Here is a 12,169-nt window from a genome sequence, read left to right on the forward strand (position 1 = left end):
TCGGTCCTTATCAGGACGATGTCCCGTGGCTTGAGGTCATATTCTATCTTCTTCAGGGCTTCCTGGAGGTCGGTCACACCAATTACCTCGCCCGGCTTCTTGTGCCGCATATCGAGGACGACACCATCGCCGTAGGCCAGCTCCAGGGGCATCTCGTCAATTGTCTTTGAGGGTTTCCCCTCGCTGGTCGGGTGGTAGTGCCAGGGGGCATCGATGTGAGTCCCGGTGTGCACGTTCATAGTATAGATGTCGACGGCCCAGCCGAGGCCGTCCGGCAAGTCCTCGGCAGTTATGCCGGGAAAAGCCCGCAGCATCCCCGGTACGCTCTCCCGGTGACCGATGTGCTGAATCTGGGCGCCCATTACGCCCTCCCCCTCCTTAATCTCCAGGCTCAAGTCTACAATCCTGACTTTCTCTACCATTTCGTCACTACCTCTCTAGCACGGTGATGAAAAAGGGGAGTCCAGAGGGGGTGCCCATTCTGATGGGCCTACCCCTTTGGCAGGGGTCTGGGGGTGTCCCCCAGATATAACTCTTTACTCCCTTCCTCGGTAGGAAGGCTCTTCCTGGCCAGGAAGGGGGAGGCGGCCCAGCTGGGCCGCACGGGGATTGGTCGAAAGGGTTTTTCAGCAGCCCTCTCTACGCCGCACTCGTCCGAAAACGCCACACGGCGATGATGCCGAATATCACTGCGAACACCACCAGGGCCAGCATCTCGGGAATCACGTCACCGAAGTCGGCCCCGAATAGCATCAGCTTGTTGAAGCCGGTGTTCGCCCACCCGTGGGGTGTTATCTTGGCCAGGGACTGCATCCACTTGGGGAGGATGAACAGGGGCCACCAGCAGCCCCCCAGTGGCGCCAGTATCAGCGCGGCCAGCGTCCCTATGGAGCCGGCGGCACGCTCCGTTTTGACCAGGGTAGCTAGCATCAGGCCGAAGGCCGCCGACATTATAGTCATCAGGATGGAAAGCAGTACCACGGCCGTCGGGGAGAGTCCCATGTCCATCCTGAAAATAAGTAACCCCACCGTCCAGAATATGACTATCTGGACCAGTCCTTTTACAGCCGTGCCGACAAACATGCCTCCCAGGATAGACTCCCGTCCCACCGAGCTGGCCAGCAGTCGCTCCAGGGTATTGTTCTGTCGCTCCCGTACTATCAGTGAGGCCGACTGCGCCGCGGCAAAGAAAACGAACATCACCAGGTAGCCGGGGATAACGTAGTTGCTGGGCTGTTCCGCCTGCACTTCGCCCACTTTTTCCGTCTCGTACTGTATCAGGGATGGTACGGTTGAAGTGCCATCCTGGGCGGAAACCGGTCCCATGATGACCTGACCGATATCCGGTATCTCCCCGGTGGCCAGTCCCTGCTCCACCAGCAGCGCCACGGTGGTGTTTGTGACTACCTGCTGTGCGCCGACCCGGGAAGCAATCGAATTCGCCAGCCCGTAGAGGGCCATCCGGGTGTTGGTGGCCTCGGCATCCGCCACCACCTCAAGCCGGGCCCCGTAGCCCATCATTATCCCTTCGGTGAAGTCCTCCGGAAAGACCAGGAAGCCTCCCAGTTCCCCGTCCTCAACCTGGCGGCGGGCTTCATCGTAGTCCTTGAGCCAGACAATCTCCGGCTCACCCGGTTGGAGCTGTGAGGGGTCTTTAGTCTCTATGGCAGCGATTATCTGATGGCTCATACCGCCGGCACCCTCGCGGGTGACCAGGTGAAAGGCCAGCCTTACATCCTGGCCACCGACACCGCTGAACATGAATTGGAACACGGCCACGAAGAGGAAGGGAAAGAGTATGAAGGCCAGCAGGGCCAGCCGGTCGCGGCTGAAGCGCTTCAGGTCCTTGAGGGCAATAAAGGCTATCTGCCTTAGCTGTCCCATTCCGTCCTACCTGCCTCCGGGCATGACCTTGAAGAGTACCCGGCTGATGGTCAGCCCCACCACGGCAACTCCCGCCAGCACTCCCAGTTCCATCCCGACATCGGTCAGGGAGCCCCCCTGGGCTATTATCGTCTCAAAAGCATCGTTGGCATAGGTGTTGAGGGACACCCGGCTGATGGTATACAGTACCGAACCTTCGGAGATTTCGAAGAAGGTGCCGCCCAGCATGACCATGCTCATAGTGAAGAAAACGGCAATCCACGTCGCCTGGTCCTCGGTGCGGGCAATCGAAGCAATGATAAGCCCCAGGGCACTGGCCGCCGCCGCGAAAACGAGGGCAATAACCAGACACTCGACGAAAGCAAGGGGCGTGAACAGTTGAAGGACGATGTAGCTCAGTCCCAGCAGGACTAGTGTCTGGAGGAAACCTCGCGAGATGCCAGCCAGAAACTTGCCGAAGAATAGCTGCCCCACGCTCAGCCTGGTGGTCAGCAATCTCTCCAGGGTGCCAAGTCGGCGTTCCTGCACTATCGCCTGAGCGCCCAGGGTGATGGCAAAGAGAACGAACATGGTTAGGACGCCGGGCAGGAACTGGTTGACCAGGTCGGGGTTGCTGCCCATCGTTTCCTCGGTGACTCCCACCATGGGATGCTCCTGCTCCCGCTCCAGGAACTTCTGCGCGGTGATTTCGATGCGGCCCCGGGGGATTCCCTTGCCGGCCAGGGAGTTACTCGTCTGACTGAGCACCGTAAACTCCTGGTTCATCCGCTCCGCCAGGCCCCGTACCAGGCTGGCTACTATCTGGCCTTCCTGGCCGCCGTTGCCCCTCTGCCTGAATAGTAACTGCGTCTGCTCCCCCGAGGCGAGCTTCCCGGAAAAGTCCTCCGGTATGTAGATGACCATCAACAGGTCGGACCTCTCCAGCTTGCCGTCAGCCTCTTCTCGGGAAAGAAGCTCCAGGTCTACACTGTCCATCTCTTCCAGTTGCTCCAGCAGACGGACGGAGTAGCTGCCCCCGGGGTCCTGATTGACTATGTGAGCGGTGCCGTGGAACTCCATCTCCCCACCGAATGCACCGTACATCAGGGCAAAGGTAACCACCGGCAGGAGCAGGCTGAAAGCAAGGTCACCCTTATCCTGGAGGTAGATGCGGATTTCGTGTATCGCTACCAGTATTGCCTTAAACATGTCCTAACCCAATGTGGCTGTTCTTATCATATGAGCCTGGTTTAACCGGCCTGGTCAATTGGTACAGTAGATTGACCTAGTCCCGGAGGCTGCGTCCGGTCAGCTTCAGGAAAACGTCCTCAAGCGTTACCTTGTCCGGCTCCCCGATTTGACTCCTGAGCTCATAAGGGGTGTCCAGGGCGATTATCCGGCCCCCGTCCATGATGGCCACCCGGTCACAGAGACGGTCGGCCTCCTCCATGTAGTGCGTGGTATAGAGAATCGTCATCCCGCCGTCGCGGAGACCTTCGATTGTCTCGTAGATATTGTTCCGTGACTGCGGGTCGACGCCCACCGTGGGCTCATCCAGAAAGAGCAGTTCCGGGTGGCCCATCAGGCCTACCGCCAGGTTGACCCGCCGCTTCATACCACCGGAGAACTTGTCCACCTTACCCTTCGCCCTTTCGGAAAGACCCATCAGCTCCAGACGGGCCATCGCCTGGTCATGGGCTTCCTTGCCGCTCATCCCGGCCATGCGGCCGAAAAAGACGAGGTTGTCAAGCGCACTGAGGTCCTCGTACAGCGCCAGCTCCTGGGGGCAAACTCCGATTTGACTGCGGACGGCATCGGCTTCGCGTCTCACCGAATGACCGCCGATGGTGACATCGCCGCGGTCAGGCTCAAGCACTGTCGACATCATCCGTATCGCAGTCGTCTTCCCGGCACCGTTGGGTCCGAGCAGGCCGAAGATTTCACCACGGTAGATGGCGAAGGAGACGCCATCGACAGCTTTCTGTTCATTAAAACTCTTGTGAAGTTCCTGTGCTACCAGGTACTCTTCAGGCATGGCCTCACCTCCCTGAGGTGTCCGTCGGGACCGGACGTTAACGGCGTTAGCGGATATTATATACGGTAGGTTATGATATAGCAACGGGTGGAGAGCCCCGTCATTGCGAAGTGACTATACGAAGTCGTGCTGACGGAGCAGCCATCAGACCTTGACGACCACTGTAACGTAGGATAGCATAGGTGAATAAAGCCCTATTATAGAGGTGATTCGGCGGGCATGGACAACAATGCCATAATCCACACCAGCGGCCTCACCAAGTACTACGGCAAACAAAGGGGCATGGTCGACATCAGCCTTGATGTCCGGCGAGGCGAAGTTTTCGGCTACCTGGGTCCCAATGGCGCCGGCAAAACGACCACAATCCGCACACTGCTTAATCTCATCCGGCCTACCCGCGGTATAGCGACAATATTTGGGATGGACATACAGCGAAAGGGGTTGGAGGTTCGACGGCACACCGGCTATCTGCCCGGAGAACTGAAGCTATACGATAACCTGACCGGGGCTGAGATGCTGCGTTACCTCGGGCACCTGAGCGGTGGCGTCGATTGGGCACGCGTGGAAAATCTGGCCACCCGACTCGACTGCGACCTTCTACCCCCAATTCGCTCGCTATCACATGGGAACCGGCAGAAGATAGGTCTTATCCAGGTTTTCATGAACACACCCGACCTGCTTATCCTCGATGAACCGACTATCGGCCTCGACCCGCTGATGCAGCAAGAGTTTTACCGCCTTGTCAGCGAAACCAAAGCCCGGGGCCGTACAGTATTCCTGTCCTCTCACATCATGCCGGAGGTAGAGCGTATATGCGACCGTGTGGCCATTATCCGTGAGGGACGCCTGGTAACGGTGGAAGACATAGACAACCTGAAGGCTCGTTCAATACGGCGCCTGGAAATACACTTTGCCGGACCGGTCTCCCAGGAAAAGTTCACTGAAATCTCCGGTGTGAAGGATGTCAGTGTGCACGACTCTGTCCTTACCTGTACCGTAGTCGGTGAGCTTGATGCGTTGGTCAAGGCAGCCTCTCAGGCCAGGGTGGTCAATATCATCAGTCACGAACCCAGTCTGGAAGAGATTTTCCTGGACTACTACAACGAGGAAGAAAGCATTGCTGAGTAGCATATTCCTGAAGACTCTGCGCGACCGGCGCCGCTCCCTGTTGTTCTGGGGGGTTTGTTTCGTGCTTATCGCCGTAATGGTGGTGTCGTTATACCCTTTGATAGAGAGTTTCAGCGCCATCCAGGAATATATGGAGTTATTCCCGGAAGAGTTCCTGGCTCTTTTTACCGGAGGCATGAATGACTTTACTTCTCCGGAAGGCTATCTCCACAGCGAGCTTTTTTTTCTGATATTCCCTCTGCTTATCCTGGTTTTCGCCATCGGTTTCGGGAGCAACGCTGTAGCCGGGGAGGAGGAACAGGGTACGCTTGACCTGCTCCTCTCCAATCCGATACCACGCTGGAGACTGGTACTGGAGAAGTTCGTCGCTATGGTATTTAGTATAATGCTACTGACTTTACTCTTCTGGGGAACATTGGCAATCAGCGGTCATGTAGTTGATATGGGTCTCAGTCTCGCCAGATTGGCTGCGGTCTGTTTCAGTGCCGCGCTGCTCGGGGTTACCTTCGGCGCAGTAGCTCTGGCTGTTGGTTGTGCCCGTGGACGTCGTGGCCTCAGTATGAGCACAGCCGGAGCACTCGTCGGGTACAGCTATCTTCTTAACACCATGGCACCTTTGATTGACTGGCTCGAACCGTTTCAGATACTTTCACCTTTCTACTACTACATCGGTGCGGACCCGCTCACCAATGGGCTAAACGGCACCCATGTAGCGGTACTGGTTGGACTAACCACGGTCTTTGTAGCTGTGGCCATAGCATCATTCTGGAAACGAGACCTTGCCGTATAAACACCTTACCCATACTATAGTATTAACAGGGAAGAGGAGGCAATAAACATGGAAGTACTGGCTTCGGGTACCGCGAATTTCCGTATGCCCGACCCCGATGGGCACCGCGAGTACCTGCGTGAGCACCGCGCTCGGGGACTGGTGGACAGGCGGATGACCGAACAGGAGGCGGTGAGTAACCTGGTCAACGATGGCGACTATCTCTGCTACGACTGCACCCTTATCCAGCGTGGGCCCAGTGCCCTTATCCGGGAGATTATCAGGCAGCAGAAGAAGGACCTCTGGATAGGGGGCAGGTTTACCTACCTTATCGTTAACCTGCTCGTCGCCGGGGGTTGTGTCGGCAAGATAGATGTCGGCTACATCGGCGTGGGTCGCGCCCTGAACCGCGTACTGGATGAAGGTAATATCGAGGTCAACGAGTGGAGTAACTCCGCGATGACGATGCGGCAGCTCGCCGGAGCGATGGGGATACCCTTCATCCCCATCCGGTTTTTCGGCGGTTCTGACTCCTTCGAGCACTCGGGGGCCAAGCTGATAAAGGACCCCTACACCGGCAAAGAGGTGGTCGTTGTCCCGGCACTCAATCCTGACGTCGGGATGGTGCACGTGCACCAGTGCGACATCTACGGCAATGCCCGTATCTTTGGCACCAGTGTCTCCCCGTACGAGACCGCCGCTTCTTCCAGGAAGGTCATAATCTCCACCGAGGAGATTATCGATACCGAGGAAATCAGGAGGGACCCTTCAAAGACGACCATCCCCTACTACCTGGTGGACGCAGTCGTCGAGGCACCCTTCGGGGCGCATCCCGGTGAGGTACCCGGACTCTACGCCAGCGACACCGAGGCGGTTATTGATGCGTTCCGCGCCTCGAGCCAGGCAGACCCGGAGGCGATGAGGGCTTACCTGGAGAAAAACGTTTACAGTGTGGCTTCCCACGAAGAGTACCTGGAGAAGGTGGTGGGGATTTCACGCTTGCTGGAGTTGAAGCGCCGGGCAACCATCAAGGAGGGCTACTACCGATGAATACCAGTGCAACTTCATTCTCTGAGATTGAGGCAATGCTCTGCACCTGCGCCAGCCTTGTTGAGGACGACAAGGTCTACTGGGTTGGCGGCGGGGGCTATCCCCTGCATTCCGTATTCCTGGCACACCGGACCCATGCACCGGCAGTCACGATTATCACCGAGGACGGTGGTATCGGGCCTCAACCGGCCTTACCACTTGACCCGATGATGGCGATGGTAAGCGCAAGGAGTGGCTACAGGGCCCTCTCCTGGACGAGTATGAATACTGTTTGTACACACGCCTCCCTGGGCCTGGTGGACTACGCAATACTGCAGACGCTGCAGGTGGACCCCTACGGGAATATCAACTCATCATTCCTTGGCAAGGACTACTTCCACCCCGAGCGGCGCTACGGCGGCTCCGGCGGTGCCAACGAGATGGCCTCTCTGTGCTGGCGTACTATCCTGATGACCACCCAGGAGAAGAGGAAGTTCGTCAAGCGGGTCGATTTCATCTCCTCGCCGGGCTTCCTGGACGGCTCCCCCAACGCCCGTGAGAAGGCAGGCCTACCCGAAGGCACCGGGCCGTACCGTGTGCTCACGCCCGAAGCGATGTTCGGCTATGACGATGAGACGCACTACCTGAAGCTCTTGGCCACGGTCCAGTGGGTCACGGTCGATGAGGTCCTCGAGAAGATGGACTTCGAGCCGCTCCTCGCCGACGAGATTGGCAAGCTGGAGCTACCCACCGAGGAACAACTGACGGTGCTGCGCACCCTGATTGACCCAAGAGGTCAGACCATCGGCACCGGCAAGTGGATAGAGACATAACCCCAGGCGAGTGGAGCGGTAGTGTCTATTCCTGCTCCAGTCTTCGGCGGACTTCGGCGTAACTGGCCAGGGCCTGCATCGCCCGGGCGCACTGCTCGGGGCTATCGTAGGAAGGTATACCGGCAGCCTTGACGATACTGCTGGCAGCATCGGCGCTGTTATCAGAACCCCATCTCAGGGTTATGACCGGCTTGCCGTATTTCCCGGGGATGGCAGCCAGGATTTCAGCACCCTTGATGTAATCCCGTGCCATCTCACCACTGGTTACACTGCCGTGCAGGTGGGGCGCATTGCAGATGATACCATCGATGTAATCGATTCTGGCAAGCGCGTCGGCCACCTGCACCTCGTCCAGTGGAGTGCGGTTACTCCCGGCGAAGTCTACCGGATTGGAGGGGACCGGAGCGTGAGCCGGCAGTGCCTCTTTGAGTCTGGACTTGGTCTCGTCGTCGAACTCGGGTACCTTCAACCCGATACTCTCACAGGTGTCCGAGGTCACCACACCCTGCCCGCCACTACCGATAATGGCAACCCGGTTCCCGGGGGGTAGCGGCTGGCTTACCAGCGCCTCGGCCATGTCGAACGGTTGCGCCACTTCGGACGCCCGAATTATGCCCACCTGCCGACACATGGCATCGAACACCTCATCGGAGCCGGCCAGTGAGCTTGTGTGTGACATCGTTGCCCGGGCCGCTGCTTCGGTACGACCCGCCTTGTAGATTACGATGGGCTTTTTCTTAATTACTTCACGGGCAATCCTGAAGAACCGCTGCCCGTCCTTGAACCCTTCCATGTAAAGGACTATTGCCCTGGTATGTGTGTCTTCTCCCAGGTACTCAAGGTAGTCCGCGGCTTTCAAATCAGCCTGATTACCGATGCTGATGAATTTACTCAGACCGTAGCCTTTCCGGCTGGCTATCTCGGCAAGCAACCCCCCGAAGGTGCCGCTCTGGGAGACAAAGGCAATCCTCCCGATACGCATCTGACTGCGAAGACAGAGATTGAGATTGACGGCGGAGCTGTATATCCCCATCCCGTTGGGACCAACAAATCTGACACCGCCCTCACGGGCAATCTTCACGACCTCGTCCTCGAGGGCTTTCCCTTCGGCCCCTGTCTCGGCAAATCCGGCGGTGATAACCACGGCACCCCTGATGCCCTTAGCAGCACAGTCTCTCATGGCCTGGGGAACAGCCGCAGCCGGAACAACGATTACGGCCATGTCAACATCGTAAGGAATATCCACGACACTGGGATAGCAGGGCAACCCGGCGATTTCCTTCTCCCTGGGGTTGACCGGGTATATCGCACCGCGGTATCCGGTTGTCAGTGGCGTCATGACCATGCGGCCTCCCCACTTGAAAGGAGTCCGGGAAGCACCGATAACGGCCATTGACCTGGCCTTGAAAATGCAGTCAAGCTGCTCCACGATGTCACCGGGCATGACCTTATACTCCTTCAACCCATACGGGAAACCACTTCATGTGAGTAAGGTTATTATAGCATGCTGGCAGGTGTGAGCGTAACTCCTGCCCGTGCCATGCTGGGCAACACGCCACTGTCCTCAGTGGTACGCCACTGTCCTCAGTGGCACGCCACTGGCTTCAGTGGCGCAGAATCTCTTGCTCAGAGATGCCAGGCTTGAGCTTAGTCGAGTGTATAATGAACCAGAGGACCTGGTCTATGAACCACAGAAACAGGCTATCCTCTCGCCGGAATGCTTCACTGGCGCATCTCCCACCGCCTAGCAGGCTGCTGAAAAAGGGGAGTTCAGAGGGCACCGCCTCTTCTGAGAGGCGCCCCCTCTGACAGGGGCTTGGGGGTGTCCCCCAGATACAATCCCTTCCCCCTTCCGCAGAAGGCTCCTTCCTGGCCAGGAAAGGGAAGGCGGCCCAGATAGGCCGCACGGGGATTGGTCGAAAGGGTTTTTCAGCACCCTGCTATATCAGACCGGCCTCCATGTCCTGTTTCATCAGCCGGATTAACTCCGTATTCAGTCGATGGTGCAACTTTTTAGCGCTGTCACCGGGCCAGTCATAGAAGCCCTTGCCCGTCTTCATACCATATTCGCCCCGCTCGACATGCTCGGCGATGGGCTTCCACAGGTCTGTGCCCCGCCCCCTGGCTGCCGTGGCACTGAAGTCCAGCCCGATGAGGTCCATCCGCTTGAAGTAACCGGTGTATGCCATACGCCGGCCAAAACCGAATGATATCACGTCGTCTATCAGTTCCGGGTAGGATATCCCCTGATCTATCAGCGAGGCTATCTCCCGCGCGATGGCCCCCTGGATACGGTTACCGACAAGTGCCGGAATCTCGACATCGATGAGTGCCACCCTCTTACGCAACCCGCGCAGCAGGCTGGCCGTCTTCTCGACCACGCCCGGCTCGGTCTTCTCACCGCCACAGACCTCCACCATCGGTACGAAGTGCGGCGGCTGGAAGTAGTGCGTCGCCACAACCCGCTCCGGGTGCTTCGTGGCCGAGGCAATATCACTAACCCGCAGGGCGGAGGTATTGGTAGCCAGGATGACCGGCGGCGGGCAGAGCTCATCGAGCCTGGCAAAGACCTCCTTCTTCAGGTCCAGCACCTCGGAGACCGCTTCGTGGACGAAATCGGCGCCATTCACCGCTTCCGCCATATCTATCGTAGGGTGCAGTCGGCCGTAGGCGGCATCCGCCTCCTCACGCGTAATCAACTCGGTCTCTGCCATCAGGTCGAGGGTTTCCCTGGCATTCTGCATGGCAACCCGACTGCTCTCCTCCCTGGTGTTATAGATGCTCACCGGATAGCCGAACCGGGCAAACTCAACGGCTACGCCGAAGCCCATCATCCCGGCGCCGATAACGGCAATACGCTCGATTCCTGGCTCATTCATGTCATCCTCCTCTGGTACTGGCGGGTTCTACTTTCTCCCTACTATAGTCAGAGGGGTGACAGGTGTCAACAGGAACCGCCCGGAGAACTCATTGCCGGGAAGTGTCTTTGCCATCATGCTGGAGGGGTGATAGAATACGGCTCTACTACCGAACAGGGAGGACTTTGATGGCAATAAAGATAGTAGACCTGAGCGTACCCATGGAGCCCAATCCGTCACAGCCGGTTGAGGTGACCCACCACCCGCACGCAGAAGGTGCGCCGGCCATGATGCGCATCTTCGACTGCAAAGAAAGTGACCTGCCGCGGGGGCTGGGCTGGGCCACGGATACCCTGACACTCGGCACCCACTCCGGCACCCACGTGGATGCCCCATGGCACTACACCCCCACATCCGAGGGCAGGAAGGCGAGGACGATAGATGAAATACCCCTGGAGTGGTTCTACGGTGACGGCGTGGTGCTCGACATGCGTCACAAGCCCAGGGGCAGTGCGGTCACCATTGACGACTTCAAGGCAGCATTGGAGAAGCTCGACTATACGCTGAAACCGGAGGATATCGTCCTTGTACAGACTGGCACGGACAAGTACTGGGGCAAACCGGAGTACATCGATGAAGGTTGCGGCATGACCCGGGAGTCCACGCTGTGGCTGATTGAGCAGGGCGTACGCGTGATGGGGACCGACGCCTGGGGCTGGGACCGACCCTTCTGGGCAATAAGAGAGGAGTTCCGGAAAACCGGCGACAGCAGTATTCTCTGGGGCGGTCATTACGCCGGCATTAAGAAGGAGTACTGCCACATTGAGAAACTGGCCAACCTGGACAAGCTACCCCGGCCCTTCGGATTCAAGGTAGCCTGCTTCCCGATAGACATAATCGGCGGCAGCGCCGGCTGGGCGAGAGTCGTTGCTATCTTTGAGGAATAGCGTTCATCGTGAAGGCAACCCGATGTAGATATGAATCTCGAAGAACTGTACGAAAAGGGTGCCCCCGTAATATCCGAACTCCAGGAAGTTCTCAGTAGTTGGCTTCTTCCGGAAGGCGGCCCGCTGCTCGACCGGATAGAGCAGTACCGCTGGGGCCGGACTGGGTTCGGGACGCTCACGCGGAGTTCGCCGGAGAAATGCGCCGCATGCGCGAGGGCAGATGGGGGAACGGGCGTATCGTGGCCACAAAGAACCGTGCTGACCCTACAGGCACCGGCAGTGTAGGCCCTCCGCACCTATGTCATTGCGAGGAGCGTACCGACGCGGCGTCGGCCTTAGCGACGAAGCAATCTCTCGGACACCCGCTCATGAACAGACAATATTACGTCTATCTGATGACAAACGCACGGAACTCCGTGATATACACGGGTGTCACCAACGACCTCAACAGAAGGGTCTACGAGCACAAGTCAGGTCTAGCAGGAGGCTTCACGGTCAGGTACAACGTCACCAAGCTTGTATACTACGGGGTGTTTCAGAATATAGAGGCTGCCATCCTGAGAGAGAAGCAGATCAAGGCCGGTTCGAGAGAGAGAAAGGTCCGGCTGGTCGATAGCACCAACGAACGATGGCGTGACCTGTATGGTGAATTGTAGGAGATTGCCGCGCCAATGCCCTCGCTCTGACTCGGACAATGGCTCGCAATG

General features: G+C 58.0%; 12 protein-coding genes. 6 read left to right on the forward strand and 6 right to left on the reverse strand.

From position 1 onward, the window contains the following. The 4 genes from VMW13_11000 to VMW13_11015 all read right to left on the reverse strand — a co-directional run. Window positions 1-422 (reverse strand): cyclase family protein (locus VMW13_11000; protein HUV45340.1); only part of this gene is annotated, 422 nt, incomplete at its 3' end. A 217-nt stretch (window positions 423-639) separates the two neighbouring features. Further along, the gene (locus VMW13_11005) at window positions 640-1,884 is read right to left on the reverse strand and encodes an ABC transporter permease (protein ID HUV45341.1); all 1,245 of its coding nucleotides are present in this window, start codon (window positions 1,882-1,884) and stop codon (window positions 640-642) included. A gap of 6 nt (window positions 1,885-1,890) precedes the next feature. Then, the gene (locus tag VMW13_11010; protein ID HUV45342.1) at window positions 1,891-3,072 is read right to left on the reverse strand and encodes an ABC transporter permease; all 1,182 of its coding nucleotides are present in this window, start codon (window positions 3,070-3,072) and stop codon (window positions 1,891-1,893) included. 76 nt (window positions 3,073-3,148) lie between these two features. Beyond that, the gene (locus VMW13_11015) at window positions 3,149-3,898 is read right to left on the reverse strand and encodes an ABC transporter ATP-binding protein (protein HUV45343.1); all 750 of its coding nucleotides are present in this window, start codon (window positions 3,896-3,898) and stop codon (window positions 3,149-3,151) included. Window positions 3,899-4,117: 219 nt separating this feature from the next. Here VMW13_11015 and VMW13_11020 point away from each other — a divergent pair, with 219 nt between their 5' ends. From VMW13_11020 to VMW13_11035, 4 genes are read left to right on the forward strand one after another with little or no spacing between them, the layout of a single operon-like run. After that, window positions 4,118-5,026 carry an ABC transporter ATP-binding protein gene (locus VMW13_11020; GenBank protein ID HUV45344.1) on the forward strand — a complete coding sequence of 303 codons (909 nt, stop codon included), beginning with the start codon at window positions 4,118-4,120 and terminating at the stop codon, window positions 5,024-5,026. Further along, window positions 5,016-5,816 (forward strand): ABC transporter permease subunit, encoded by an 801-nt coding sequence (locus VMW13_11025; protein ID HUV45345.1) that lies wholly within the window; start codon window positions 5,016-5,018, stop codon window positions 5,814-5,816. The genes VMW13_11020 and VMW13_11025 overlap by 11 nt, the downstream gene beginning before the upstream one ends. A 48-nt stretch (window positions 5,817-5,864) precedes the next feature. Continuing rightward, the gene (locus VMW13_11030; protein HUV45346.1) at window positions 5,865-6,845 is read left to right on the forward strand and encodes a CoA-transferase; all 981 of its coding nucleotides are present in this window, start codon (window positions 5,865-5,867) and stop codon (window positions 6,843-6,845) included. Continuing rightward, the gene (locus VMW13_11035) at window positions 6,842-7,657 is read left to right on the forward strand and encodes a CoA-transferase (protein ID HUV45347.1); all 816 of its coding nucleotides are present in this window, start codon (window positions 6,842-6,844) and stop codon (window positions 7,655-7,657) included. Before VMW13_11030 ends, VMW13_11035 begins: the two co-directional genes overlap by 4 nt. Before the next feature lie 25 nt (window positions 7,658-7,682). Here the strand turns inward: VMW13_11035 and VMW13_11040 are convergent, their stop codons facing one another. Together VMW13_11040 and VMW13_11045 are read right to left on the reverse strand one after the other, a co-directional pair. Further along, window positions 7,683-9,101 (reverse strand): CoA-binding protein, encoded by a 1,419-nt coding sequence (locus VMW13_11040; GenBank protein HUV45348.1) that lies wholly within the window; start codon window positions 9,099-9,101, stop codon window positions 7,683-7,685. Window positions 9,102-9,597: 496 nt separating this feature from the next. Next, on the reverse strand, window positions 9,598-10,536 hold the full coding sequence (locus tag VMW13_11045; protein HUV45349.1) for a 3-hydroxyacyl-CoA dehydrogenase NAD-binding domain-containing protein: 939 nt from the start codon (window positions 10,534-10,536) through the stop codon (window positions 9,598-9,600). Window positions 10,537-10,703: 167 nt separating this feature from the next. Between VMW13_11045 and VMW13_11050 the strand changes: the two genes are divergently transcribed. Next, window positions 10,704-11,462, forward strand: a complete 759-nt coding sequence (locus VMW13_11050) for a cyclase family protein (protein HUV45350.1) — start codon at window positions 10,704-10,706, stop codon at window positions 11,460-11,462. 98 nt (window positions 11,463-11,560) lie between these two features. Further along, entirely contained in the window at window positions 11,561-12,118 is a 558-nt protein-coding gene (locus VMW13_11055) for a GIY-YIG nuclease family protein (GenBank protein ID HUV45351.1), read from the forward strand. The last annotated feature ends 51 nt before the right edge of the window (window positions 12,119-12,169 follow it).

The organism is Dehalococcoidales bacterium (assembly GCA_035529395.1).
Classification (GTDB): Bacteria; Chloroflexota; Dehalococcoidia; order Dehalococcoidales; family Fen-1064; genus DUES01.